A 25965-nucleotide genomic window follows, 5' to 3' on the forward strand; every position below is an offset into this window, starting at 1 on the left:
GACCTGGGGCTCCGCCCCAGACCCCGCTCCTCAAACGCCGGAGGGGCTGACATCCAGCCCCTCCGGCGTTTGAGGAGCGGGGGTCCGGGGGCAGCGCCCCCGGGATGGGACGGGTAAGGGCGGCGGGGGCGAAACCCCTCACCGGCGCACCCCCTCGCCCCGCGGGCCGTAGGCCGTCATGAAGCGGTCGCGGAACTTGTCCATGCCCCAGCGCGGAGCGTCCGGCGCGGGCTTCAGACCGTCGGTCCACCCCCAGCCGGCCACCCGGTCCAGCACCTTCGGGTCCTTGGCGACGATCGTGACCGGCACGTCCTTGTCGGTGCTCCCGGCGGTGACGGTGGGCACCGGCTGGTGGTCGCCGAGGAAGACCAGGACCGTGTTCTCGTCGCCGTACCGCTCGACCCACTCGGTGATGCTGCTCAGCGAGTACTCGATGGCCCTCCGGTACTCGGTGCGCACCTTCTCCGGGTCCTTCCAGACCTCCTTCGGGTCCGTGCCCTCCTTCTTGATCCCGTGGAACACCGAGCCGTCGCCGAGGTCGTCCCAGTCGATCATGTGCGCGATGGGGGACCAGGGGTTGTGGCTGGAGGCGAGGATGATCTCCGCCATGATCGGCTCGCGGTCCTTCCTGCCGTGCTCCAGCCGCTCGAAGGCCTCCAGGCTGAACTGGTCGGGCACGGGGGTCCAGCTGAAGTACGGGCCGTGGTAGCCGAGGTGCTCGGAGTCGTAGATGTGGTCCAGGCCGAAGAACTCGCCCTCCGGCCAGGCCCGCCGCACCCCGGGCACGATGCCGACGGTCCGCCAGTCGCCGGTCTTGCGGAAGTACTTGGTGAGGGTCATGCGGTCGCTGGTGGTCAGGCTGCGGTAGCGCTGCTGGTTCTTGATCCACAGACCGGACAGGAAGGTGGAGTGCGCGAGCCAGCTTCCGGCGCCGGTCACCGGGGACTTCAGCCAGCCGCTCCGGGAGGCGAAACCGGCGTCCTCGAGCCTCCGGGTGCCGTCCTTCAGCGCCGCGTCGACCGGTCCCGCCATCGCCGGGTCGTCGATCGCGACCCGGCCGTAGCTCTCGATGAAGGTGAACAGGACGTCCTTGCCGCGCAGCCCGGTGAGCAGTCGGTCGGGCGGCGTCTTCGCGAAGGCGTCGACCGCGGCCTCCTTCTCGAAGACCCGCGCGTCACGCAGCCCCGCCCGCACCTGCTCCACCCGGTTGCCCAGCATCTCCGAGGTGCCCCTGGTGGCGACCGGCACACCGGTGACCCGCACGCCCAGGGTGACACAGGTGATCCACACGACGCCCAGGACCAGCGTCGTGCGGACGGCGACGGGACGGTGGCGGGCCATCAGACCGGTCAGCCGCACCGTCGCCAGCGTCATCACCACCAGCAGGGCCACGAACAGCACGATCGCCCCGGCCACGGCGAGCACCTGCCCGCCCCGGCCGAACGACTCCCGGACGAAGTCCGTCGCGTCGTCCAGCAGGATCCAGTCGAGCACCAGGTCGAACGGCCGGGCCAGCACCTGGTAGAAGCCCATGTCCACGAGCTTCAGGACGATCAGCAGACCGAGCAGGACGCCCGAGACCGCCGCCCCGGTCCGCCGCCACCTCGACGGCAGCGCGAGCAGCAGCGCGGCGAGCAGGACGGCCTCGGCGGGCAGCCGGACGAACGCGTCGACGCCGACGCGCTCCACCCGGTTCGGCATGAGGAACGCGAAGAGCACCAGCGCCCCGGCGAGAACCGTCGTCCCCACGGTGACCCCGCGCGCCGTACGAGGCCACCGGCGCCGCCAGCCGAACCAGCCCGGTGGCGTGCCCACCGGCGGTGTGCTTCCGACGCCCTCCGCGGACGCGGCCGGATCGCCGCCTTGGCCCGCTCCGCCCTCGGTGGTGTCCGGCAGCCGGCGGGGGCGAATGAAGAGCGACACCCGGGGGGTCCTTCCGTGCGGTCCTGCGATGGCATGGCGAACAGGGCCCGGTGAGCGGACCCGCCCACACCAGTACGTCGGCACGTCGCCGTGGGTTCAAAGCGCGCCGGCCCCGTTTGCTCCGCCCGCCCCGGCGTCCTCGCGGAAAGGTGTTCCTCGCGGCCTGTCGGGGGCAGGAACCGATCGCTAGGCTGGCCCGCGGACGACGGTAATCGGGAGGAGCACGGACGTGGCCGAGAGCACCACCCAGCAGCGCCCGCTCACGGGCTGGGACAAGCCGGAGCTGGACCTCAGCAACGCGCAGTGGCAGTCCAGCAGCCGTGGCCTGGGCGATGTCCAGATCGCCTTCGTGGAGGGCTTCATCGCCATGCGCAACAGCGGCAGCCCGGAGAGCCCTTCCCTGATCTTCACCCCCGCCGAGTGGGGCGCGTTCGTGTCGGGAGCGCGGGAGGGGGAGTTCGACCTGACGTGAGCGGCGCCGCCGCGGGGGGTGTTCCGCGCGTTTTTCCGGACACGCGATCCGAAGTGCCGTTCCCGGCCCGCGCCTGAGTCAGGCTGGTCGGGGGCGGGGACCGAAGGTCGTATCCCGGAGGCGAGGAACCATGAACACCCAGCCGGTCGTCGCGGCGGTCGACGGTTCGGACGACAGCCTGCGCGCCCTGGAGTGGGCCCTCGACGCCGCACGCCGGCGCGAGGCCCCGCTGCGGATCGTGCACGTGCGCCAGTACGCCCCCTGGGCACAGCCCGAGGTCCTGGCGGCCGGGCCGCCCGACCCCGACGAGGACCCGGTCCTCGACCAGGTCCGCGGCCACCTGGCACAGCGGAGCGGCCTGCCCGCCGCCGAGTACGTGGCGCTGGAGGGGGCGCCGGGCGCGCTGCTGCCCGAAGCGGGGGCCACGGCCCGGCTGCTGGTGCTCGGCTCCCGGGGACGCGGGGGCTTCGCCAGTCTGCTGCTCGGGTCCAACTCCCTGGCCGCGGCGCGTGACGCCGAGTGCCCGGTCGTCGTCGTGCCCCGGCCCGGGCGTGGGCGCGGGGGCGGGGACGAGGAGGTGGCGTCGGCCGGGGCCGACCGGCCCGTGGTGGTCGGGCTGAACGCCGACAGTCCCGACGAGACCACGCTCGCCTTCGCCTTCGCGGAGGCGGCGCTGCGCGGTGTCCGGCTGCGGGTCCTCGCCGCCTATCCGTGGCCGCTGCAGACCTGGATGCTGCCCGGGGAGATGCCTCCGCCGCAGGTCGACCAGGACGCCGTCGAGCACGAGACCCGTCTTCTCGCCGACGGCTTCCTCGCTCCGCACCGGGAGCGGCATCCCGAGGTCGCCGCCGGGATCGACGTGCTGCCCGGGGACGCGGCCGGCCATCTGGTCGACGCGTCGCGGGACGCCGAGCTGGTCGTCGTGGGCCGTCATCGGCGTCGGCTGCTGGCGCCGGCCCGCATGATGGGGTCGGTGACGCAGGCGGTGCTGCTCCACGCGGTGAGTCCGGTCGCGGTGGTTCCTCCCCCCTCGTAGCCGCGGGCAGCCGTGCCTCCCCCCCCCGCTCGAGCGAAGCCGAGAGCGGGGGAGAAGCCGAGAGTGGGGGAGGCACCCCGCAGCGCCGAGTCGTGCGACGTCCCCGTCCGAGCGCAGCACCCGGTACTAATGGCAGCAGACTCTTTTATCATTAGCGATATGCGGGACTCGATCATCACGGACGCCCACCTGGTCCTGGACCTCGCCCTCACCGTCCGTCACGACGGCAACGGCGGAGTCGCCGATGATCTGGCTGAGCCCGGCGGGCTCACCGGCTGGGTGCGGGCGCACCCGGAGGTGCTGGCCGGCGCGGAACGCTACGTCGCCGACGCCGAAGACCTCGCCGGTGTCCGCGACCTGCGCGCCGCCGTCCGCACCCTCTTCGCGCACGCCGTCCGCCCGGCCGGACCGAGCCCCGCGGACGCGGCCCGCCTCCTGCCCCTCCCCGAGGCCCTGCGCAAGCTGAACGACGCCGCCGCCCGCACCCCCACCGTCCCCGTCCTGGAGTGGTCCGACGGGCGCGCCCCCGTCGTCCGCCGACGGCCCGTCCCGGACGGCGGGCACGACCTGACCGCCGTACTCGCCCAGGCCGCGATCGCCTTCCTCACCGGACCCGACCGCGAACGCCTCCGCGCCTGCCACGCCCCCCGCTGCGTGCGCTACTTCCTGAAGGAGCACCCGCGTCAGGAGTGGTGCAAGCCCTCCTGCGGCAACCGCGCCCGGGTGGCCCGCCACCACGAGCGGCACCGGCGGTCCGGGTAGCGGAGGCGGGCGTCGCCCGACCGTCCATACGCGGGTCCGGGCACGTACCATGGCGGCATGTCGTTCCTCCGCCGCCGCAGTGCCACGCCCGCCGGGCCCGAGTTCGATGTTCTGGCCATGGACCCGGGTGACTGGCCCGGCAACCTGGGCGCCGGGCTGCTGCCCGCCCCCGACGGAAGCTGCCAGGGCGTCTTCCTGCGTTACGACCTGTTCGGCGGCCGCGGCCCCGCGATGATCATCGGCAATCTGCCCGAGGGCTCCCCGGCCCGGGACGTCCCGGAGGGCGAGGTCCCCTTCGAGGTCGGGCAGCTGCTGCTGGCGCTGGAGAACGACGAGGAGATCACCGTCGTCGGCACCGAGGACGTGCCGGTGATGCAGGGCGACAACCTGCTGATCGTGCGCCGGGTCAAGCTCTCCGAGGGCCGGATCTCCTGCGTGCAGTTCGACCGCAGCGACAACGTCCTGGTGACCATCGCCGCCTGGGACCGCCCCATCACCGACGACCTGTACGCCCTCCTCAAGCCGCTTCCCGCCGAGCTGTTCCAGCAGGGCTGACACAAGGGCCGGGTTCCGTGGGAACCCGGCCCTCCCGCTACGTCCTTCGCGCCGCTACGACGAGGTCACCGTCACGTCCGCCGCCCGGACGAAGCCGACCCGGTGGCCGAACTGGATCTCGTAGTACAGGTCCTCGCCCCGCACCACCTGATGGGACGCCTCGTCGAAGGTCACCGCGTAGTAGTACTCGCCGGGCACCTTGCCCCCGGTCACGTACTTCTGGCCCTTGAGCACCGTGTACGGCAGCGGCGACACCGCCTGGGCCGGCACCCCCTCCGGGTAGGCCGCCTTCTCCGGGTACGCCCTTCCGTACACCGGCACCGAGTCGAGGCCCTTCCTCGGGGTGACGACCTTGCCCTTCGCGGGCACCGCGGTGGGATGCTTCCTCGGGTTCTCGAACCAGGCCTTCTGGCCGAGGTACCAGATGGCGGTCCAGTCGCCCCAGCGGTCGGCGACCGCGTACTGCTGGCCCGTGGAGACCCGCGAGGACAGGTCGTTCACCCCGGTGGTCGGGGCGGAGCCGAGGCCGATGTCCCTGATCAGCGGGGAGTCCTCGTCGTGGTCGGAGTACAGCCGCACCGCGCTCGACCCGTGGGTGGCGCACGGCTCGCCCGCGGTCTCGCAGCCCGTGAAGACCGGCCGGTTGGCGGTGTAGTCGGGCCGGATCGTGACGATGCCCGCGTGCTTGCCTGCCGTGGCCTTCAGCGGCTTGCCCAGCAGTTCGAAGTAGTGCCGCCAGTCCCAGTACGGTCCGGGGTCGGTGTGCATGCCGGGGATGGTGGCGGTGGTCGTCCCCGGCACCGTGTCGTGGCCGAGGATGTGCTGCCGGTCCAGCGGGATGTCGTACTTCTCGGCGAGGTACTTCACCAGCCGGGCCGAGGAGCGGTACATCGCCTCGGTGTACCAGGCGTCGGGTTCCGCCAGGAAACCCTCGTGCTCCAGTCCGATCGACCCCGCGTTGACGTACCAGTTGCCCGCGTGCCAGGCCACGTCCTTCGCCTTCACGTGCTGGGCGATGTGACCGTCCGTGGAGCGCAGACTGTACTGCCAGGACACATAGGTGGGGTCCTGCACCATGTCGAGGACGCCCTCCCAGGCGCCCTCCGTGTCATGGACGACGATGTACCGGATGCGCTGCGAGGCGGGCCGGTCGCCCAGGTCGTGGTTGCCGTAGTCGCCGTCGCCGAACTCCTCGTACGGTGCCGGGATCCACTCGCAGGACACCGTCTTCGGGCACTCCGTGCCGGCGGCGGAGGCGGTGCGCAGCCCGGCGCGCTCCAGCGCCGCGGTGTCGGGCGCGAGGCCCGGGCGGGCGGCCAGGGCGACTTGCTGTCCGGCGTCGGTGACGCGTTCCTCGCCGGCGCGGATCACCTCGTACACGTCGTTCGCGTACGCCACCGCCGACGCGGTGTCGTCGGCGCCGGAGAAGAGGGCCACCGCCGCGTACCAGTCGGCGGGGTCGTCGCTCTCGGGCCCGCCCAGCCGACGCTGGGCCTCGGCGAGCAGGGCGGCGCCGCCCGCCACGTTCGCCGCCGGGTCCTCGCGCAGGCGTTCGGGGCTGAGGCCGGTCAGGCGGGCGGCTCTCGGCAGGGTGGTGAGCCGGGCGGGCAGCTCTCCGGCGCGTGCCGCTCGTGCCTCGGGACGCTTCGACGGGCGGGCCTCGTCGCCGCGCGGGTCCTCCGCGCCCGAGGCGTGGTGGTCGGAGGCGGCGAGGGCGGTGCGGGCGTCGGTGAGGTGCATGGGGCCGTAGCCGCCGGTCACGCTCGGGGCGCCGGCGTGGGCGTCCCAGCGGGACTGGAGGTAGGAGACGCCGAGCAGCACGCTCTGCGGTACGTCGTACTCGGCGGCCGCGGTGGCGAACGCCTGCTGGAGGTGGGCGGTGCCCGGTGGGGCGGTGGAGGGGGCGGCACCGAGCAGGGGGAGGGTGAGGGCGGCTGCGGCGAGGATGCGGACGGGTTGTCTCAATGCGGCCTCCTGGGACGGTGGGGCGTGTGACGTGAGCCGAGCGGTGCGTCAGTGGTACCGGTCGGCTGATAATCCGTCAATCATGCCCAGGGGGGCGCGTATTACCTTGTCAATCGGGGTGCGCGTCGATTTCGTGGTGGTGGGTGTCGGGCCTGCGGTGCGTCAGTGGTGTACGCCAGTGGTGGTGGGGCGGGGGTGTTGCGCGGCCCGGCGATTACGGGGTGCCGCTGCGCCCACCTCCCCCCACTCTCGGCTCCGCTCGAGCGGGAGGTGCCCCCATCGCCCCAGCGGCACGACTGCCCGCAGTTGGCGGGGCGGGGTGGTCAGCGGGTGCCCACTGCTGCTCGTACCGCTCGGCGGGCCATCTGGCAGTCGTCGTGGAGGCGGCGGAGGAGGAGGCGGTGTTCCTCGCCGGACGGGGCCGTGGGGGACGTGTCCTGCATCGATCGCTGGACGGCCGTCTCGTACGTGCGGATCTCCCGGGTCAGTACGAGCATCAGGTTGACCAGGAAGGCGTCCCGCGAGGCCGGTCCCGCCGACTGGGCGATCTGGCTGATCTGGCGCCGGGCCGCCGGAGCGTCCCCGAGGACCGACCACAGCGTCGCCAGGTCGTACCCCGGCAGGTACCAGCCCGCGTGCTCCCAGTCCACCAGCACCGGACCGGCCGGTGAGATCAGGATGTTGGAGAGCAGGGCGTCGCCGTGGCAGAACTGGCCCATGCCCTGCCGGCCGGTCGCCAGCGCGATGCCGTGCAGCAGCTTCTGCAGGTCGCCCAGGTCCCGGTCGGTGAGCAGACCCAGTTCGTGGTACCGGGAGATACGGGCCGCGTAGTCCAGCGGCGCGTCGAACGTCCCGGCCGGCGGCCGCCAGGAGTTCAGCCGGCAGACCGCGCCGAGTGCCGCCCTGATGTCCGCCCGCGGCGGTGCCTCTGCCGGGTGCCGCTGGAGCGCCGCGACCCTGCCGGGCAGCCGCTCGATCACCAGCGTGCCGTTGTCCGGATCCGCCGCGATCAGCCGGGGCGCCCGCACAGGCGGACGGTGCCGGACGAACGAGCGGTATGCCGCTATTTCGTGGCGGATCCGCTCACTCCACGCGGGGGAGTGGTCCACTAAGCACTTGGCGACCGCGGTGCTCCGGCCGGTGGTGCCGACCAGCAGGACGGACCGTCCGGTGCGGCGCAGCACCTGGACCGGGGCGAACTCCGGGCAGATGCGGTGCACCGACGCGATCGCCGTGCGCAGCTGGGCGCCCTGCGGGCCGGACAGATCGAGCCTCCCGCTGAGCGGCTGGGTGCCCGGTCCCGCGGTGCGCCGTGCGTTGCCGGCGCCGAGGACGGGGTTCGCCGGGCGCGCGGGGGCGAGGTAGGGGCCGCTGTCCGACGGACGGGGGCGCAGCGGCCGGGGCGGGGCGGACACGGAGGACGATGCTGCGTACATGGGTGATACAGATCCCTTCGTGTGCCTGCGACGTCAGCGCACCACCCGGCCCGGCCGCCCGGGCGCACCCTGGGGGAATGCCCCTGTGCGACGGGGTCGTGGTGGCGCGTTCCTACTCGACACCCGATGTCCCCTGGCACACCATCTGGCGCACCCTGGCGAACCCTGGCGAATAGTCGCCCGGCAACCCGCACCGGGCTACTGTCAACTCAGCCGAGAACCTGGGGGCTTGACGTGAGCGGACAACCCAACACCCGGCTCTCGGACCTGTTCGGCCTGGCCGGCTGGTCCAAGGGCGAACTCGCGAGGCTGGTCAACCGGCAGGCGGCGGCCATGGGCCACCCCCAGCTGGCGACCGACACCTCCCGGGTTCGGCGGTGGATCGACATGGGAGAGATCCCGCGCGATCCCGTACCGCGGGTGCTGGCGGCCCTGTTCACCGAGCGTCTCGGCCGTGTCGTGACCATCGAGGATCTCGGTCTGGTCCGGCACGGGCGTACGGGGAAACGGCCACGCCCCGGGAGTGCGGAACATCCCGACGGAGTGCCGTGGGCGCCCGAGCGGACAGCCGAGGTCCTCACCGAATTCACGGGAATGGACCTCATGCTCAACCGACGCGGCTTGGTGGGCGCGGGTGCCGCGCTCACCGCGGGCTCCGCACTCAGCAGCGCCATGCACGACTGGCTGCACACCGATCCGGCCCTGACCGCCGACGCTCCCCGACTCGACGACCCCCTGCGCGCCGACCCCGCCGGGTTCGACCGGTACGAGGCCGCCCCCATCGGGTCGCAGGAGATCGAGGAACTGGAGCGCTCCGTGGAGGTGTTCCGCGCCTGGGACGCCGCCCGCGGCGGCGGTCTCCAGCGCAAGGCGGTGGTCGGCCAGCTCAACGAGGTGGGCGGCATGCTCGCCTACCACCACCCACCCCATCTCCAGCGGCGCCTGTGGGGCGTCGCCGCCAACCTCGCCGTCCTCGCCGGCTGGATGTCGCACGACGTCGGCATGGAACCCACGGCCCAGAAGTACTTCGTCATCGCCGCCCACGCGGCCCGGGAGGGCGGCGACCGGCCGCGCGCCGGTGAGGCCCTGTCCCGGGCGGCCCGGCAGATGGTGCACCTGGGCCGGCCCGACGAGGCGATGGACCTGATGAAGCTCGCCCAGTCCGGCTCGGGCGAGGAGGTCCTGCCGCGCACCCGCGCCATGTTCCACACCATCGAGGCGTGGGCGCAGGCGTCCATGGGCAAGGGCCAGGCGATGCGCCGCACCCTGGGACAGGCGGAGGACCTGTTCGTCTCCGACAAGGGGGACGTGCCCCCGCCGAACTGGATGCAACTGTTCAACGAGGCGGATCTGTACGGCATGCAGGCCCTGGCGTACCGGACGCTCGCGGAGTTCGAGCCGGACGCAGCCACGCACGCCCAGCACTACGCGGACAAGGCGCTGGCGCTGCGGGTCGACGCGCAGCAGCGGTCGAAGATCTTCGACTTCCTGTCCATGGCCTCCGCGTGCTTCATCGCCGACGACCCCGAACAGGCGGACCGGTTCGCGCGCCTGGCTCTGGTGTCGATGGGGCAGAACTCCTCGCGCCGCACCTGGGACCGGCTGCGCCAGATGTACCGGCTCACCGCCGAGTACGCCACGTACCCGAGGATCCAGGAGCTCAGGGAGGAGATCGAACTGGTGCTGCCCAGGCCCAGGGGCAAGGGCGGCACCGCCCAGGCGTGAGGGGGCGGCCCGGCCCGGCGCGGACCGCTACGGGGCGACCCGGGCGACGAGCACACAGGCGGCGTCGTCGCGCTCCCGCTCGCCGAACTCCTCCGCGACCGCCCGGACGCAGTCCTGTGCGGTGCGGGCCGCGGCGAAGCGCGGGGCCAGTTCGAGCAGACGGTGCACGGCCGTGGCTCCGGCGTGCCCGGGCACCAGCCCGTCGGTGTGCAGCAGCAGCACGTCGCCGGCTTCGAGGCTCTCCTCGGCCTGTCCGTAGGAGGCGCCCGAGGTGGCGCCGAGCAGTACGCCGTCCGGCGCGTCCAGCGCCCGCCCCGTTCCGCCGCGGAACAGCAGCGGGACGGGGTGCCCGGCCTGCGCCCACAGCAGTGAGCGGGTCTCGGGCCGGTAGCGCAGACAGACGGCGCTGCCCAGGGCCGGCTGCGCGGTGGTGTCCAGCAACCGGTTGAGGCAGGCCAGCAGCGGTCCCGGCGCGGTGCCGGTCATCGCCATGCCGCGCACGGCGCCGAGCAGCATCGCCATGCCCGAGGCGGCGCCGACGCCGTGTCCGGTCAGCTCGCCGACGCTGAGCAGCGTCGTGCCGTCGGGCAGTTCCAGGGCGTCGTACCAGTCCCCGCCGATCCGTGCGTGCGCCGACGGCGGCAGGTGGGCCGCGGCGAGGCCGAGGGTCCCCGGGCCGGCCTGCGGGAGCCGCAGGGGGCCGTGCCACGTCGGCAGCACGGCCTCCTGCAGCTCGACCGCGAGCCGGTGCTCGGTCCGCGCGGCGGCGTGCCGCCGGCGGTGCAGCGAGTCACGGGTCTCGCTCACCGCCAGCCGGCAGCGGCGCAGTTCGCTGACGTCGCGCAGTACCGCCCACATCGAGGCGGTGCTGCCGTCGGCACCGAGTACCGGTTCGCCCATCATGTGCACGGTCCGTACGCCGTCGTCCGGGCGTACGACACGGAACTCCCCGTCGATGGGCCGGGCGTCGACCAGACAGCCCGTGACCATCGCGGTCAGTCCGGGCCGGTCCTCCTCCAGCACCAGCGAGGGCAGTTCGTCGAGGGTGAGCGGCGCGGCGGCCGGGTCGCGGCCCAGGATCCGGTACAGCTCCCCGGACCAGCGCACCTCGTCCGTGAGCAGGTCCCACTCCGCGCTGCCGACCCGGCTGAGCAGGGCGTCGTGCGGCGCCGACGCCGGGCCCGGCACGGGGAGCGGGTCGTCCCGCAGCTGCGCCAGGTGCCCGTCCAGGTCGTCGAGCTGGTGCAGCGCCAGGTCGTACAGCGCGCGCCGCCAGCGCTCCCGCGGGTCCTCCGTGTCGGCCGGGGTGTCCCGGCGTACGGCGTCCACCTCGCCCTTGAGTCGCCGGGTCTGCGAGATGAGCGCGTCGACCGGACCGCGTCCTGGCGGCAGGGCGGCTGGACGGTCCGCGGAGAGGTGGGACGGCATGACGCACTCCGATGCGGGAACGGTACGGCCTTCAGGCGGAGGGAGGGGCCGTTACGACTGTCGCACAGCCCGCGACGGCCTGTAAGGGATTCGGCAACACACGATAAGGCGGTGCCCACGGCATATGCCACCGTCTTCGCCGGGTTACCCGCGGGAATACGTCAGAGGCGCTGTCGGCGTCTCAACTCCCATGGTACGCAAGTGATCTGACGTTCCGTCGGTCACCGGTCACCACCCATTCACACGTTCGACGGACAAGTGTTTGGGTGCGAGTGACCGGTGGGTCGCCCCGTCCTCAGTAGCGCAGCACCGCCGCCATCCCGTCCGCGTCCCCGAGCGCCCCGTCCGGGACGAAGCGGACCTCGGCGCCGGTCTCCAGGCACTGCTCCACGATCTCGTCCACGATGTCCGCGCGGGCGTCCAGGTCACCGTCCTCGGCGACGATCAGATGCTCGCCGGCGTCGCGCACCGTGATCCGGTAGTTCTCCTCCACGGCCAGCAGCCGGACCCGGCCCTCCCGGGCGTTCTGCCACAGCTCGTCGACGCCGGCCGCGAACTCCTTGCGCCCCCGGGCCGACTCCAGCGACCGGGCCACGTCCTCGGTGCTCTTGCGGGCCTCGTCCTCCAGCACCGGCCGCACGGCTTGCCAGACCGCCTCGTGCGTGCCGTGCGCCAGCCCGCCGTGCGGCACGTGCACGGCGTCCCTGGCCACGCTGCCGGCCTCGCACAGCAGGGACAGGGCGGCGGGCTCACCGGTGACGTACAGCGGTCGCGGGTGGTCGCGCAGCAGCCTCCCCATCGCGGTGTCCGCCTCGCGCAGGAACCGACGGGTGTCCTCGTCCCGGAAGTTGCTCGGCTGGTCGCCGACCTGCTCCTGCCGCTCGGGGTCGAAGTTCCGCTGCTCCCGGACCAGCGGGAAGCCCCCGGCGCGTTCCTCGACGACCCGGTCCACGCCGCCGCTCCACAGGGTGCACCGGTCGGCGGAGACGGACAGCACCCAGAACGGCCGCTGCGCCGTGTGGGCGGAGACGAGGTTGCGGGTCAGGAAGGTGTCCGAGAGGACGATGCGCTCGGGCACGGCGCGGGCGAGCGACCACACCTGGTGCTCGCCGGGGGCGGCGAAGATGACCAGGCCGTCCTCCGAGTGCGACAGATCGACCTCGGTCAGGGCCCGGTCGAGCTGCCGGGACACATCGTTGCGCCGGTCCCGGGTGACCGCGGGATCGGCCTCCAGCTTCTTCTTGGCCTCGGCCACCGCGTTGCGCAGCCGGACGGCGTCCTGGGTGTTGAGGGGCTCGCGCCGGTGCGTCGGCGTCAGCACGGACACCGCGGGGTAGGGGCGCGGGCGACGAAGCTCGGCAAGGGTCGCGGGACTCAGATCGTGCTCCATGACAGCACCATAGGGCGGATTCCCCGACAGGGCATTCGGGGCAAAACGGCCTGTGCGTCTTCGGGGCCGGGCCGCCGTTCAGAGGCGGCCGTCGTCCTCGGCTCCGCAGGAACTGCCGCTGCGCGGCAGGGAGCCGTAGAGCAGGAAGTCGTCGATCTTGCGGTGGACGCACTCGGACGACCCGTAGCCGGTGTGCCCCTCGGCCCGGTTGTCCAGCACCACGGCGGAGGAGCCGAGCCGCTCGGCCGTCTCCACCGTCCAGCGGTACGGCGTGGCCGGGTCGCCCCGGGTGCCGACCAGCAGCATCTTCGGCGTGTCGAGGTCCTTGACCCGCTCGCGGATGTAGTCGGTCCCCTTGGGGCGGCCGTAGCACAGCACCACCTGGGCGAGCCGGTACCGCCCGAAGACCGGGGAGGCCTCCTCGTAGGCGCCGCGCAGCCGGGCCAGGTCCCGGGTCAGCCGTTCGGCGTCCGGACGGTCGGGGTCGTCCGCGCAGTTCACCGCCATCAGCGCCGCCGGCAGGTTGTCCAGGGGCACGTCCTCCTCGTCGACGAGGGGGTGGTCGCCCCGCTGGGGGACGGGCGGCGCCATCCCTCCGGTCGCGAGGGCCTCCACCCCGCGGGTGTCCCCGTCCTCCACGAGCTGGGCGAGCGCCCGCTGCAGCAGCGGCCACATCTCCTTGGTGTAGAGGCCCTGCCCGATGGCGCCGGCCAGGTCCTGACCGGTGAACTCGTAACCGAAGTCGGTCGGCACCGGGTTCTCGTCGAGCGAGTCGACCAGCTCCACGACCTGTGTGCGGGCCGTGCGCGCGTCCTGCCCGAACGGACAGGCGAGCTCCTCGGTGCACCACGTGAGGAAGTTGTCCAGCGCGGTCTGCTGCCCCTTGGCACCGGCCAGCCCCTGCTCGGCCAGCGGCTCGGTCAGCGTGTCCACGCCGTCCAGTGCCATGCGGCCGACCCTGTCGGGGAACTTGGCGGCGTACACCGCGCCGAGCCGGGTCCCGTACGAGAATCCCAGGTAGTTGAGCTTCTCGTCACCGAGCGCCTGACGCATCACGTCCAGGTCGTGCGCGACGTCCACGGTGCCGATGTGGTCGAGGACCGGGCCCGAGTGCTCGGCGCACTCGGCGGCCACCTCGCGCAGCTTGCGGAGCGTGTCGCGCGGGTCCGCCGTCTCCTCGCCGTCGGTGGCCTCCAGCGCCTGACCGGTGGCGTCGGCGCCGCAGCTGACCGGTGCGGAACGGCCGACGCCGCGCGGGTCGAAGGAGACCACGTCGTAGTCCTCGGTCAGGCCCAGGAAGTCCTCGCGGCCGCCGGCGAGTCCCATCACCCCCGAACCGCCCGGTCCGCCGAAGTTCAGCAGCACCGAGCCCCGCGGGTCGCCGGAGGCGCGGTAGCGGGCGAGGGCCAGTTCGAGGGTGCCCTCGTCGGGCTTCGCGTAGTCGAGCGGCACGGTGACCGTCCCGCACTGCATGTCCTTCGGCAGGTCCGCGCTCTCGCAGGCCGCCCACGTGACCTTCTGGTCGTAGAACCGGTCGAGGCCGGGATCCGTCCGGCCGGTGGCCGTCAGCCCCGTGCCCAGCAGGGCCAGCCCGACCGCCCCGGCGGCCGCGCAGCGCGGGACCGAGGACCGCACCGCGCGGTGCCGGACCGAGGGTCGCTGGGAGAGCTTGGCCAGCATCGATGCCTCCAGGGACGTCCCGACCTGCGCCCTCGCCCACCATAAGCGGGCCCCGGGGCTCCCGCCCGCCGGCCTCGCGGCGGCCGGCCGGGCGCCCCGGTCCGGTGTCCGGCCGCCATGGGTTCGACGGCCTTTGCCCGGCGTTCGAGCGGCGGGACGCCCGATGGGGTGAACCGGCTGCGGCATACGGATGAGCCATAACCCGGATGCCGCAGCCGCGTTCTATCCGGTGCGGGCGAACGCCCGCGACCATCTCTGGAAGGCAGGGAACCGATGAGACGGGTCACCCGAAAGGGCGTGATCGCCGTCGCCGCGGCGTCGGGCGCGATGGCCGTGGCGGTACCGGCGTACGCCGATGCCGGGGCGGAGGGGATCACGGCCGGTTCGCCCGGCGTGGGGTCCGGGAACACCGTCCAGCTCCCGGTCCACATCCCGGTGAACGTGTGCGGGAACACGGTGAACGTGGTGGGCCTGCTCAACCCCGCCGCGGGCAACACCTGCGTCAACGAGGACACGGGCGAGCGGGGCGGCTCGGCGGCGGGGTCCTCCGCCGTGGCCGAGGCGCAGGACTCGCCGGGCGTGCTGTCCGGCAACGGGGTGCAGACGCCGGTGGATCTTCCGGTCAACGTCAGCGGGAACAGCGTGAACGTGGCCGGCGCCGGCAACGCGTCGGTCGGCAACACCTCCACGAACACCTCCGGCGAACGGCCCGACCGCCCGGACGGACCCGAGCCCGCCGCGCCGCCGCGCACCCTCCCCGACCCGGCGCCGCACGCGGCCCCGCCGCACACCGCCGCCCTCGCCGACACGGGCGCCGACCGGACGCTCCCGGTCCTCGGCACCGGCGCCGCGCTCTTCCTGAGCGGAGTCGCCCTGTACCGCCGCGCCCGCCTGCGGACGTACGGCTGAACCGTCCGGAGAAACGACCGGCCCCCGTGGGTCAGCCGCGTCCGCGGTGGAACCGCCGGTGCAACTCCTCGACCTCGTCCGCCAGTCCGGGGACGGGTCCGGCCACGGTCACGCCCGGGGCGACCTCGGCGACGGGCAGCGTCCGCACCGGCGGGGCGGGCACCCCCAGCTCGGCGAGCCAGGACGCCAGCTGCTCGGAGGAGGCGACGTACACGATGCGTCCGAGGCCCACCCAGGCGTGGGCGGCGGCGCACATCGGGCAGTGCTCACCGGAGGTGTACACCGTGGCCGCGGCCCGTTCGGCGGGGCTCATGTGCGCCGCCGACCAGCGCGCCAGCTCGAACTCGGGGTGCCGGGTGCGGTCGCCGGAGGCCACGCGGTTGTGGTCCTCGGCGAGCACGGTGCCGTCCCCGGCCACCAGCACCGAACCGAACGGCTCGTCGCCGGACTCCAGCGCCTCGGCCGCCAGTTCCACACAACGCCGCAGATACGGCAGTTCCTCATCCCGCACGACCATGGTCCGGCCTCCTCACGACGCTTGAACGACAGCAACGGTAATCCCGTTGCCCCGGGCACCGCCCCGTGGTGGGGTCTGCCGCATGGATGAAGCCGCCGTACTCGCCCTGTTCGACCGTGAGATGCGTGAGGGGGTGCGGCCCGACGGCCCCGGTTCGGAGGTCGAGCGGGTCGGCGCCGTGGTGCGCCATGTGGGCCCCGCGCACGGCTGGAACGGTGTCGTCTGGTCCGCGCTGGAGGAGGCGGGCGCGGACGCGGACGCGGCGATCGCGGAGCAGATCGCGTACTTCACCGGGATCGGCCGCGAGTTCGAGTGGAAGCTGTACGGGCACGACCTGCCGGTGGACCTCGGACAGCGGCTCGTGGCGGCCGGATTCACCCCCGAGCCGGTCGAGACGCTCATGGTGGCCGAGGTCGCCGGTCTCGCCCTCGGCACCGAGCCGCCCGAGGGCGTCCGCGTCGTGCGGGTCACCGACCGGGCGGGTGCCGACCTGATGGCCGACGCGCAGGCGAAGGCGTTCGGCACCGATGCCTCACGGTTCCACCGGTATCTGCTCGACCGGCTCACCACCGCCCCCGACAGCGTCGTCGCCGTCGTGGCGCTGGCGGGGGACGAGCCGGTGAGCGCGGCGCGCATGGAGCTGGTGCCGGGTACCTCGTTCGCCGGGCTGTGGGGTGGCGGCACGGTACGGCACTGGCGTGGGCGGGGCGTCTACCGCGCGCTGGTCGCCCACCGGGCCCGGGTCGCGGCGGACCTCGGCTACCGCTACCTCCAGGTCGACGCCTCCAGCCAGAGCCGCCCCATCCTGGAACGCCTCGGCTTCACCCCTCTGACGACGACCACACCGTACGTCTACCCGAACCACTAACCGCGGGCAGCCGCACCGCCCCCCGTAGCTGCGGGCAGTCGTGCCGCTGGGGCGGCACGGGTGGGCGCAGCGGCACCCGGCGAGCGCCGGTGAGTACAGCTGCACCCGGCCAGCACCGGTCAGCGGTGCCGGTGCGGGGCGGGGGGAGGTCGCGCAGCCCGGCGCTGGCGGGGTGCCGTCGCGCCCACCCGTGCCGCCCTGCGGCACGACTGCCCGCGGAGAGCGGGGCGCGCGGGACGCGGCTGCCCGCGGAGGGCGGAGAGCTGGGGGCGGAGAGGAGAGCTGGGGGCGGAGAGCGGAGGGCGGAGAGCTGGGGTGGCCGGGGGCGGGCCGTCAGGCGGCTCTTTGCTAGGGGGCGTCGTGAGAGTTATAGTCTCTAACAGTAGTGAGGGTCATTAAGTGACCCCTCCTGTTCGCTGCCGAGGAGGCCGTCATGTCCGCCGCCACCCCCGAAACCCACCCCCTGCACGTCGTCCTGGGATCCGGCCCCGCCGGAACCACCCTCGCCCGGGAGCTCGCCCGGCGCGGTCACGCCGTACGGCTCGTCGACCGGAAGGGGGACGGACCCGCGATCGAGGGAGTCCGGCGGCATGCCGCCGACGTCGGCACCGTCGACGGCGCACGCGCGGCCGTAGCCGGCGCCGCCGTGGTGTACCACTGCGCCAACGTCGCCTATCACCTGCAGGTCGAGGTGATGCCGCGGATCCAGGAAGCGGTGCTCGCCGCCGTCGAGGAGTCCGGAGCCCGGCTCGTCGTCCTCGACACGATCTACCCGTACGGCCCGACCGGGGGAGCGGTGATGACCGAGGACACCCCCTGGCGGGCGACCAGCCGCAAGGGCCGGATGCGCGCGACGCTCGACGAGCGGTATCTCGCCGCGCACCGGGAGGGCCGCGCCCGGGTGGTCCTCGGCCGCTCCGCCGACTTCGTCGGTCCCGGCGTGCTCAACTCCTCCCTCGGCGGCGCCGTGTTCCCGGGGGCGCTCACCGGTGGCGAGGTGATGGGGGCGGGTGACCTGGACCTGCCGCACAGTTACACCAACATCATGGACGTGGCGGCCGGCCTGGCCACCCTCGGCGAGCGGCCCGAGGGCGACGGGCGGGTGTGGCACCTGCCCACCGCGCCCGCCGTCAGCACCCGCGAGATCCACACCATGATCGAGAAGCGGACCGGCCGGCCCCTGAACGTGGTCGTCCTGGAGGAGCCGCGTCCCTTCGGCCCGTTCGACGAGGTTTTCATGGCCGAACTCGCCGAGATGTTCTACCAGTACACCGAGCCGCAGATCATGGACTCCTCGGCCTTCGAGCGGACCTTCGGCGTGACGCCGACGCCGATCGAGGAGACCGTGGACGCCACGGTGACCTGGTACGAGCAGTGGTTGTCCCGCCGCTGACGCGGGCCGCCGGATTCCGTCAGCGGCCGGCCTTCGCGCGGTCCAGCGCGGCCACTCCCAGTGCGGCGAGGCCGATCTGGACCAGCCACTCCACCCAGTCGACGCCCTCGGTGTCGGCCACTCCGAAGGCCGCGGCGACCGCCGAGCCGATCAGTGCGGCGGCGATGCCGACGAGAATCGTCCAGAGGATCCCGATGCGCTGGCGGCCCGGGACCACGAGCCGGCCCAGGACGCCGATGACGATACCGATGACGATGGCGCTGATGATGCCGTCGATCTCCATCTCGCCCCTCTTCTCCTGACCTCCGCTGCACTGCGTATGCCCCCAGGCCGCCGGGGCAGTCCCGCCCGGACGCGGAAACGCCGGCCCGCGGTCGACGCGGGCCGGCGTCCGGCTCCTTTCACGGTCCTCCTACGACCGGCGGCCGCTCTTGACGGCCGTGGCGGCGCAGGCCGTGCCCAGGATCAGGGTGAGGGCGCCGATGACGACGTTGTTCCAGATGACGCCGGCGTCGGGGTCGGTGCCGACGATCCATGGCGAGATGATCATCCACAGGCCCAGGGCGCACATGGCCCCGCTGAGGCCGTACATGCGTGCCGGGGCCGCGGTGAACCCCAGGGCGAGCAGGCCGATCGCGATGCCCACGATCAGGTTGTGGGCCACGAGCGCGGGCTGGCTCGTCGTGTAGTGGAGTATCCACGGGGACACCGCACAGTAGAGACCGAGCAGGAACACCGGTCCGTCCACGAGGGCCACATCGCGACCCCCGAGCATACGGTCGTACCGTGCCCGCATCTCCGGGGCATCGGGGTGGCTCGTGATGTCACCGCGCGGATGTGAGACGTTGGCCATGAGTCGTCTCCTTCGACTAGCGGGCCTGACCGCGTCTGGTGCGGTATGCGGTAAAAGCCGCATAAATGCATTCTGCTCTTATTTCCCCTTTATGTGTAGAGCTCGCGAGGGCTCCGCTCCGGCCCGACTTCGTCCAGGCGTCGACCGCCGCCGACCTACCGGCATGTCCGCGTCAGATGACTGGTCTAAACCCTTGACTGGTACAGACCAAAGCGGTTGAGTGTGCTCTCACACCCCCCACCACGGCCGCCCCCACCGCCGTGACCGGCCCCGCCGGCATGTGCGGGCGAGGCCCCGCTCGGGCATGTCCTCGTCCGGGAGCGGCCGCGTTCCGCGAAGGAGTTGTTCCCTTGTCGAGAAGACGCATCGCCGCCGTGACCGCCGCCCTCGTCCTCGCCGGCGGCGCGCCGGTGCTGCTCCCCGCCGCCTCCGCCTCCGCCGCCACGTGCTCCAGTTATCCGAACTGGGTGGCCGGGAGGTCGTACAACGCCGGTGACATCGTGCGCTACACCGACGGCCGGGCGTACATCGCCGAGCACGCCAATCCGGGTTACGACCCGATCATCAGCACCTGGTACTGGGAGCCGTACGCCTGTGACAACGGCCCCGGAACGCCCGTCGGCAACTTCGTCGTGACCGAGGCGCAGTTCAACCAGATGTTCCCGAACCGGAATTCGTTCTACAGCTACAGCGGTCTCACCGCCGCCCTGAGCGCCTACCCCGGCTTCGCCACCACGGGCGGCGACGCGGTGAAGAAGCAGGAGGCCGCCGCCTTCCTGGCCAACGTCCACCACGAGACCGGCGGTCTGGTGCACATCGTGGAGCAGAACACCGCCAACTACCCGCACTACTGCGACTACGGACAGCCCTTCGGGTGCCCGGCCGGGCAGTCCGCCTACTACGGGCGCGGCCCGATCCAGCTGAGCTGGAACTACAACTACAAGGCGGCGGGCGACGCGCTCGGCATCGACCTGCTGAACAACCCCTGGCTGGTGCAGAACGACTCCGCCGTCGCCTGGAAGACGGCCCTGTGGTACTGGAACACCCAGCGGGGTCCCGGGACGATGACCGCGCACAGTGCCATGGTCAACCAGGCCGGATTCGGCCACACGATCCGCGCCATCAACGGCTGGGTGGAGTGCGACGGCAAGAACCCGGCGCAGGTGCAGAGCAGGGTGAGCAAGTACCAGCAGTTCACCCAGATCCTCGGAACGTCACCCGGCGGCAATCTGTACTGCTGACGTCCGACCGCTCGGCGTGGTGTCATGCACCTGACCTAAGACGCTCGGACCGCGGCCCGCGCACCGCACGTGCGCGGGCCGTCCCCCGGACGAAGGGCAGCCGCCATGCGCACCCCCCACGCCCTGCTCGCCACGACCGTCACGGCCGCCGCGCTGGCCGCGACGGTCGTGGCGCCCGTACCTGCCGCCGCCGCGTCGGTTCCGCCGCCCGGCGCCTACTACGTCCAGAGCGCGACGACCGGACTGAACGCCGCCGACACCTCCGGGGCGGTCGAGCAGCACAGACCGCGCGGCGACGAGGACCGTCAGCAGTGGAACCTGGGAGCCGACGGCACCCTGGAGAACACCGACAGCCCCGGTACCTGCCTCGGCCGCACCGGCGGCCAGGCCCGGACCGTCGCCTGCGCGAGCCCGGAGGCGCGCTGGGAGATCGTCCCCGTGGGCGCGGACCGGTTCACGCTCACCGTTCCCGGCACCGACCGCCGCCTCACCGTCGCCCCGAAGCCCCCCGGTGCCGGCCATCCCGCCCCGCTCGCCGTCGGCAGCGGCACGGGCGACCTCGCCGCCTGGTACCTGACCCCGGTCGACCCGGCGACCCGTTCCCTGCCGCCGTGGGACCTGCGCACCCTGGACGAGGTCACCTTCCTCACCGCCCACAACGCCTACGCCAACGGCGTCGACGGCGGCTTCGCCCCGCCCTTCATCGACCTCTTCCCCAACCAGAACCGGGGCATCGAGCGCCAACTGGCCGACGGCGTCCGCGGATTCATGCTGGACATCCACCAGACCCCGGACGGCGCGATCCTCTGCCACAACAGCTGCACCCTGGTCAGCAGGCCCGTCGCCCTGTGGGTGGACCTCCAGCGGATCGTCGACTTCCTGCGCGCCCACCCCGACCAGTTCGTCACCGTCTTCCTGGAGGACTACGTCGACCCGGGCGTCCTGCGCGCCGAACTCGCCCGCGTCCAGGGGCTGTCGGACGTGCTCTACCGGCCCGACCGCACCGGCGTCCGGGAGAACGGCTGGCCGACCATGGGGGAGCTGACCGCCGCCGGGCAGCGGCTGCTGATCCTCACCGACCACAGCCGCGCCGCCGACCGGGCCGCCGGAACGACCCGGGACACCTTCGGCGTGATGTACCAGCGCGAATGGACCGTCGAGAACCACTGGTCCATGGGCCCGGGCGTCGGCACCTCCGACTGGTCCTGCTACAGCCGGTGGTACGACGCGGGCACCAACATCCCGCTGACCCGCACCGAACCCGGCTTCCGCCCCCTGTTCGTCATGAACCACTTCCGGGACACCACGATCACCTCCACCGCCGGCACGGACAACTCCAAGCTCGCCGACCGCGCCCGCCGGTTCTGCGGGCCGGCCGCCCGCAAGAAGCCCAACTACCTCGCCGTGGACCGCTACGACCTCGGCGACCCGGCGGCCGCCGTCGCCGCCCTCAACACCTACGCGTATCCGTAGCCGCCCCACCGGTCCCGCTCCGGGCCGCCGGTCCCGGAGCGGGACTGGCGCGTTCGGCAGTTTTACGTATAACCTCTCCGGTCAATCCCCTTCGAGAGGTCACGATGAGACGCATCCCCCTGGTCACCCTCGTCGTCGACGACTACGACGAGGCGATCCGCTTCTACACCGAGGCGCTCGGTTTCCGGCTGGCCGAGGACGCGCCCCGGCCCGACGGCGGCCGCTGGGTCGTCGTCGAACCGGACGCCGGGCACACCGGCGCGGGACTGCTGCTCGCCCGCGCCAAGGGGGAGGGCCAGCGGGCCAGGGTCGGCGACCAGACCGGCGGGCGGGTGGGCTTCTTCCTGCACACCGACGACTTCGCCCGTGACCACGCCCGTATGACCGCCGCAGGCGTGACCTTCCTGGAGGAGCCGCGCCACGAGCCGTACGGCTCGGTCGCCGTCTTCCAGGACCTGTACGGCAACCGCTGGGACCTGCTCCAGCCGGCCGCCCCCTGATCCGCTCCGCCCTTTTGCCGAACGACCCGCTGAGGAACGACCGCACATGTCATCTACGCGCATGGACTCCGAGACTCTCCGCCGCCTCCCCAAGGCGGTGCTGCACGACCACCTCGACGGCGGTCTGCGCCCCGCGACCGTCGTGGAACTGGCGGAGGCCGTCGGCCACACCCTGCCCACCACCGATCCCGACGAGCTCGCCGCCTGGTACGTCGAGGCCGCGAACTCCGGCGACCTGGTCCGCTACATCGCCACCTTCGAGCACACCCTCGCCGTCATGCAGACCCGCGAGGGCCTGCTGCGCACCGCCGAGGAGTACGTGCTCGACCTGGCCGCCGACGGTGTCGTCTACGGCGAGGTGCGCTACGCCCCCGAGCTGAACACCAGGGGCGGGCTGACGATGAGCGAGGTCGTGGAGACCGTCCAGGAGGGCCTCGCCGCCGGCATGACCAAGGCGGCCGCCGCCGGGACGCCCGTCCGGGTCGGCACCCTGCTCTGCGGCATGCGGATGTTCGACCGGGTCCGCGAGGCCGCCGACCTGGCCGTCGCCTTCCGGGACGCCGGGGTCGTCGGCTTTGATATCGCGGGCGCCGAGGACGGCTTCCCGCCCGCCGACCACCTCGACGCCTTCGCGCACCTGCGCCGCGAGAACGTGCCCTTCACCATCCACGCCGGTGAGGCCCACGGCCTGCCCAGCATCCACCAGGCGCTCCAGGTGTGCGGCGCCCAGCGCATCGGGCACGGGGTGCGGATCACCGAGGACATCGTGGAGGGCAAGCTCGGCCGTCTCGCCGGCTGGGTCCGCGACCGCCGGATCGCGCTGGAGATGTGCCCCACCTCCAACCTCCAGACCGGCGCCGCGACGTCGATCGCCGAGCACCCGGTCACCGCGCTGAAGGACCTCGGCTTCCGCGTCACCCTCAACACCGACAACCGTCTGGTCTCGGGCACCACCATGACGCGGGAGATGTCCCTGCTGGTCGAGCAGGCCGGCTGGACGGCCGAGGACCTGCGCACGGTCACGGTGAACGCCGTGAAGAGCGCGTTCCTGCCGTTCGACGAGCGGAACGCGCTCATCCGGGACGTGGTCCTGCCCGGCTATGACGGGGTGCTCTGAACCAGCCCCCGTACGTACGCGGCCTGTCCGACGTGCTGAAGATCGTCGGACAGGACGCTGACCAGCCGTACGCCCAGGGTCACCGGGGGATCCCAGCCCTCGTCGACCACCCGTTCCAGGTCCTTGGCGGCCACCGTGCGCAGCGCGCCGAGGGTCTGCTCGTGCACCGCGTCGTGGTAGCCGGTCAGCAGACCGCCGTCGTCGACCCGTACCTCGGCGACCTTCGCCGAGGTGTGGCCGTACCCCGTGTCGCGGCGGGGCAGGCCGAGGTCCAGGCGTTTCTCCCAGCCCTGGGAGAGCCACACCTGGTCGAGTCCGAAGGCGTCGGCGACGTGGTCGTCCTGGACCCGGGTGAGGTGCCAGACCAGCCAGGTGACGGAGTTCGCGTCGGGGCCGGGCCGGGCGTTGAGCGCGTCGGGGCCGAGGCCCTCGACGGCGGCGTGGACTTCTTCCCGGATGCGGCCGAAGCCGTCGATGAGGATGTCCTTGGCATGCATGCCTCCACCCTCGCGCATCCGCGCGCCTCACGCGCCCCCGTCGTCCAACAGGGCCATCAGCGCCCGCGCCGCCGGGCTCGTCGCCCGCGGTGACGGCACCAGGGCGACCGTCTCGTACACCGCCTCCCCGGTGTCCTTCAGCGGGAGCGCGGTGAGGGCCTCCCGCTTGTGCCGGAAGTGCCGCGGCACGACGGCGACGCCCAGGTTCTCGTCGACCAGGTCGAGCAGGCTGTGCACGTCGTTCACCTCCAGCGCCACCGTGCGCCGTACGCCCGCGGCGGCGAAGGCGGCGTCGGTGGCGCGGCGCGGACCCCAGTCCGGGTGGAAGTCGACGAAGACCTCGTCGGCCAGGTCGTGCGGGGTCAGCGGTGCCCCCGCCCGTGCGAGCCGGTGGTCCGGGTGGCACAGCACGGTCATCGGCTCACTGGTCAGCGGCACCGACCGCAGCTGCTCCGGGTCCGCCTCCGTCCGGTAGGCGAAGGCCAGGTCCAGCCGCCCCGCCGCGACCTCCTCCGCCAGCGCGGCCGAGCCCCACTGGCGCAGCCGGATCTCCACGTCCGGGTGGAGCCGCCGGAACGTGGCGAGCAGCTCCGCCACGTTCACCCCGGCGATGCACTGCTCGGCGCCCAGCGCGAGGGTGCCGCGCAGCACGCCCTGCACCGCGGCCACCGCCTCGTGCGCCGCCCGCACCTGCGCCAGGATCCGTTCGGCCTCCGCCAGCAGCGCCCGGCCCGCCTCGGTGAGCGTCACCCTGCGGGTCGTCCGTACGAAGAGCGGTGTCTGCAGTTCGCGTTCCAGGGCGCGGATGGACGCGGACAGGCCCGACTGGGAGACCATCAGCCGCTCCGCCGCGCGGGTGAAGTGCTGGTCCTCGGCCACGGCGACGAAATGCTGGAGGTGACGCAGTTCCATGATTGAGAAGCGTATCCGCTGAATCCCATCGGATTCTTCTGTTGGACCACTGCCCGCAGGTCACGACAGAGTGGACGGGCGGTTCGACGGAACCGCCGAGACGTGTGCCAACCCCTCTGGAGTCGTGTTGTACACCGCACACCCCGACCGATACGCGGACATGCCCTACCGGCGCACCGGACGCAGCGGTCTGAAGCTCCCCGCGCTCTCGCTCGGCCTGTGGCACAACTTCGGTCCCGACCGTGCGGCCGAGACCCAGCGAGCCATCCTGCGCCGCGCCTTCGACCTGGGCGTCACCCACTTCGACCTCGCCAACAACTACGGGCCCCCGCCGGGCGCGGCCGAGTCCGCCCTCGGCGAGGCGCTGAAGGCGGACTTCGCGCCGTACCGCGACGAACTGGTGATCTCCACCAAGGCCGGCTACCTGATGTGGCCCGGCCCGTACGGCGAATGGGGCTCGCGCAAGTACCTGCTCTCCTCGCTGGACCAGAGCCTGAGCCGGATGGGTCTGGACCACGTCGACATCTTCTACTCGCACCGCTTCGACCCCCAGACTCCGCTGGAGGAGACGATGGGCGCGCTGCACTCGGCGGTCCAGCAGGGCAAGGCGCTGTACGTCGGTGTGTCCAACTACTCCGCGGAGCAGACCCGCGAGGCCGCCCGCATCCTCGGTGAGCTGGGCACCCCGCTGCTGATCAACCAGCCCCGCTACTCGATGCTCGACCGCCGCCCGGAGGACGAGGGCCTGATGGACGCCCTGGACGAGCTCCAGGTCGGCTCCATCGCCTACTCCCCGCTGGAGCAGGGCCTGCTGACCGCCCGCTACCTCGACGGCATCCCCGAGGACTCCCGGGCCGCGAGCGACAGTCCCTTCCTGAACACCGACGCCGTCACCGGGGAGCTGGTGGGCCGGCTGCGCGCGCTCGACGAGATCGCCTCCTCGCGCGGCCAGACCCTGGCGCAGATGGCGCTGTCCTGGGTGCTGCGCGGCGGCCGCCTCACCTCCGCCCTGGTCGGCGCGAGCAGCCCGCAGCAGCTCGAGGACAGCGTCGCGGCCACCCGGAACCTCGACTTCACCGAGGACGAGCTGGCCCGCATCGACGCGGTCGTGAAGCAGTAGCCCCACCGGTACGGTCGCGGGGGGGGGGGGGGGGGGGGGGGGGGGGGGGGGGGGGGGGGAGGGAGAAGGGGGGGGGGGGGGGGGGGGGGGGGGGGGGGGGGGGGAGGGGGGGGGGGGGGGGGGGGGGGGGAGCCGTCCCACCTCCCCCTGCTCACGATCACGGCTCTCCAGCGCTCTCAGCCCCTCTTGATGC

At 72.8% G+C, this 25965-nt stretch carries 24 protein-coding genes; 13 read left to right on the forward strand and 11 right to left on the reverse strand.

Going from position 1 to position 25965, the window contains the following annotated elements; translation table 11 throughout:
* Positions 1-138 precede the first annotated feature (138 nt).
* A complete protein-coding gene (locus ACZ62B_RS38620) occupies positions 139-1701 on the reverse strand; it encodes an alkaline phosphatase family protein (RefSeq protein WP_382052655.1) in 1563 nt (520 codons plus the stop codon).
* A 451-nt stretch (positions 1702-2152) separates the two neighbouring features.
* Between ACZ62B_RS38620 and ACZ62B_RS38625 the strand changes: the two genes are divergently transcribed.
* The 4 genes from ACZ62B_RS38625 to ACZ62B_RS38640 all read left to right on the forward strand — a co-directional run bounded on the left by ACZ62B_RS38625 (position 2153) and on the right by ACZ62B_RS38640 (position 4748).
* Complete coding sequence (locus ACZ62B_RS38625; RefSeq protein WP_030862688.1) at positions 2153-2395, forward strand: DUF397 domain-containing protein; 243 nt, start codon at positions 2153-2155, stop codon at positions 2393-2395.
* 130 nt (positions 2396-2525) lie between these two features.
* The gene (locus ACZ62B_RS38630; protein ID WP_469693946.1) at positions 2526-3431 is read left to right on the forward strand and encodes a universal stress protein; all 906 of its coding nucleotides are present in this window, start codon (positions 2526-2528) and stop codon (positions 3429-3431) included.
* 159 nt (positions 3432-3590) lie between these two features.
* Positions 3591-4193 carry a CGNR zinc finger domain-containing protein gene (locus ACZ62B_RS38635; RefSeq protein WP_344569536.1) on the forward strand — a complete coding sequence of 201 codons (603 nt, stop codon included), beginning with the start codon at positions 3591-3593 and terminating at the stop codon, positions 4191-4193.
* Between the two features lie 57 nt (positions 4194-4250).
* Positions 4251-4748: a glycosyltransferase family protein gene (locus ACZ62B_RS38640; RefSeq protein ID WP_085575422.1), complete on the forward strand. Its 498-nt coding sequence runs from the start codon at positions 4251-4253 to the stop codon at positions 4746-4748.
* Between the two features lie 54 nt (positions 4749-4802).
* Here the strand turns inward: ACZ62B_RS38640 and ACZ62B_RS38645 are convergent, their stop codons facing one another.
* On the reverse strand, positions 4803-6713 hold the full coding sequence (locus tag ACZ62B_RS38645) for an N-acetylmuramoyl-L-alanine amidase (protein WP_344569539.1): 1911 nt from the start codon (positions 6711-6713) through the stop codon (positions 4803-4805).
* Positions 6714-7036: 323 nt separating this feature from the next.
* The gene (locus tag ACZ62B_RS38650; RefSeq protein WP_468728614.1) at positions 7037-8149 is read right to left on the reverse strand and encodes an aminoglycoside phosphotransferase family protein; all 1113 of its coding nucleotides are present in this window, start codon (positions 8147-8149) and stop codon (positions 7037-7039) included.
* A 234-nt stretch (positions 8150-8383) separates the two neighbouring features.
* On the opposite strand from ACZ62B_RS38650, the gene ACZ62B_RS38655 reads away from it, so the two are divergent.
* A complete protein-coding gene (locus ACZ62B_RS38655; RefSeq protein WP_344569545.1) occupies positions 8384-9874 on the forward strand; it encodes a DNA-binding protein NsdB in 1491 nt (496 codons plus the stop codon).
* Positions 9875-9901: 27 nt separating this feature from the next.
* Here ACZ62B_RS38655 and ACZ62B_RS38660 read toward each other — a convergent pair whose 3' ends face one another.
* The 3 genes from ACZ62B_RS38660 to ACZ62B_RS38670 form a co-directional block, all read right to left on the reverse strand.
* Complete coding sequence (locus ACZ62B_RS38660; protein ID WP_344569547.1) at positions 9902-11302, reverse strand: PP2C family protein-serine/threonine phosphatase; 1401 nt, start codon at positions 11300-11302, stop codon at positions 9902-9904.
* 295 nt (positions 11303-11597) lie between these two features.
* The gene (locus ACZ62B_RS38665; protein WP_468728619.1) at positions 11598-12692 is read right to left on the reverse strand and encodes a baeRF3 domain-containing protein; all 1095 of its coding nucleotides are present in this window, start codon (positions 12690-12692) and stop codon (positions 11598-11600) included.
* A 78-nt stretch (positions 12693-12770) separates the two neighbouring features.
* On the reverse strand, positions 12771-14372 hold the full coding sequence (locus ACZ62B_RS38670) for an alpha/beta hydrolase (protein ID WP_468728622.1): 1602 nt from the start codon (positions 14370-14372) through the stop codon (positions 12771-12773).
* Between the two features lie 273 nt (positions 14373-14645).
* Between ACZ62B_RS38670 and ACZ62B_RS38675 the strand changes: the two genes are divergently transcribed.
* Positions 14646-15281: a chaplin gene (locus ACZ62B_RS38675; protein ID WP_469693951.1), complete on the forward strand. Its 636-nt coding sequence runs from the start codon at positions 14646-14648 to the stop codon at positions 15279-15281.
* A 31-nt stretch (positions 15282-15312) separates the two neighbouring features.
* Here the strand turns inward: ACZ62B_RS38675 and ACZ62B_RS38680 are convergent, their stop codons facing one another.
* Positions 15313-15798 (reverse strand): nucleoside deaminase, encoded by a 486-nt coding sequence (locus ACZ62B_RS38680; RefSeq protein ID WP_344569555.1) that lies wholly within the window; start codon positions 15796-15798, stop codon positions 15313-15315.
* Between the two features lie 82 nt (positions 15799-15880).
* Here ACZ62B_RS38680 and ACZ62B_RS38685 point away from each other — a divergent pair, with 82 nt between their 5' ends.
* Both ACZ62B_RS38685 and ACZ62B_RS38690 read left to right on the forward strand, forming a co-directional pair.
* Complete coding sequence (locus tag ACZ62B_RS38685; protein ID WP_468728629.1) at positions 15881-16666, forward strand: GNAT family N-acetyltransferase; 786 nt, start codon at positions 15881-15883, stop codon at positions 16664-16666.
* A gap of 433 nt (positions 16667-17099) precedes the next feature.
* Positions 17100-18059: an NAD-dependent epimerase/dehydratase family protein gene (locus ACZ62B_RS38690; RefSeq protein ID WP_469693954.1), complete on the forward strand. Its 960-nt coding sequence runs from the start codon at positions 17100-17102 to the stop codon at positions 18057-18059.
* A 19-nt stretch (positions 18060-18078) separates the two neighbouring features.
* Here ACZ62B_RS38690 and ACZ62B_RS38695 read toward each other — a convergent pair whose 3' ends face one another.
* Together ACZ62B_RS38695 and ACZ62B_RS38700 are read right to left on the reverse strand one after the other, a co-directional pair.
* On the reverse strand, positions 18079-18342 hold the full coding sequence (locus tag ACZ62B_RS38695; RefSeq protein WP_344569700.1) for a GlsB/YeaQ/YmgE family stress response membrane protein: 264 nt from the start codon (positions 18340-18342) through the stop codon (positions 18079-18081).
* A gap of 129 nt (positions 18343-18471) precedes the next feature.
* Entirely contained in the window at positions 18472-18912 is a 441-nt protein-coding gene (locus ACZ62B_RS38700) for an SPW repeat protein (RefSeq protein ID WP_344569561.1), read from the reverse strand.
* A gap of 350 nt (positions 18913-19262) precedes the next feature.
* On the opposite strand from ACZ62B_RS38700, the gene ACZ62B_RS38705 reads away from it, so the two are divergent.
* The 4 genes from ACZ62B_RS38705 to ACZ62B_RS38720 all read left to right on the forward strand — a co-directional run bounded on the left by ACZ62B_RS38705 (position 19263) and on the right by ACZ62B_RS38720 (position 23243).
* Positions 19263-20153: a glycoside hydrolase family 19 protein gene (locus ACZ62B_RS38705; protein WP_344569563.1), complete on the forward strand. Its 891-nt coding sequence runs from the start codon at positions 19263-19265 to the stop codon at positions 20151-20153.
* 105 nt (positions 20154-20258) lie between these two features.
* Positions 20259-21626 carry a phosphoinositide-specific phospholipase C-related protein gene (locus tag ACZ62B_RS38710; protein ID WP_344569565.1) on the forward strand — a complete coding sequence of 456 codons (1368 nt, stop codon included), beginning with the start codon at positions 20259-20261 and terminating at the stop codon, positions 21624-21626.
* 104 nt (positions 21627-21730) lie between these two features.
* Positions 21731-22126 (forward strand): VOC family protein, encoded by a 396-nt coding sequence (locus tag ACZ62B_RS38715; RefSeq protein ID WP_344569567.1) that lies wholly within the window; start codon positions 21731-21733, stop codon positions 22124-22126.
* A 46-nt stretch (positions 22127-22172) separates the two neighbouring features.
* Positions 22173-23243 (forward strand): adenosine deaminase, encoded by a 1071-nt coding sequence (locus tag ACZ62B_RS38720; protein ID WP_468728645.1) that lies wholly within the window; start codon positions 22173-22175, stop codon positions 23241-23243.
* Here ACZ62B_RS38720 and ACZ62B_RS38725 read toward each other — a convergent pair.
* A complete protein-coding gene (locus ACZ62B_RS38725) occupies positions 23225-23740 on the reverse strand; it encodes a mycothiol transferase (protein ID WP_344569571.1) in 516 nt (171 codons plus the stop codon). The two genes, ACZ62B_RS38720 and ACZ62B_RS38725, sit on opposite strands and share 19 nt — an antisense overlap.
* 27 nt (positions 23741-23767) lie before the next feature.
* Complete coding sequence (locus tag ACZ62B_RS38730) at positions 23768-24652, reverse strand: LysR family transcriptional regulator (protein ID WP_344569573.1); 885 nt, start codon at positions 24650-24652, stop codon at positions 23768-23770.
* Positions 24653-24779: 127 nt separating this feature from the next.
* Here ACZ62B_RS38730 and mgrA point away from each other — a divergent pair, with 127 nt between their 5' ends.
* Positions 24780-25772: an L-glyceraldehyde 3-phosphate reductase gene (gene mgrA / locus ACZ62B_RS38735; RefSeq protein WP_344569701.1), complete on the forward strand. Its 993-nt coding sequence runs from the start codon at positions 24780-24782 to the stop codon at positions 25770-25772.
* The last annotated feature ends 193 nt before the right edge of the window (positions 25773-25965 follow it).

Source organism: Streptomyces sp. NPDC053426, assembly GCF_055585405.1.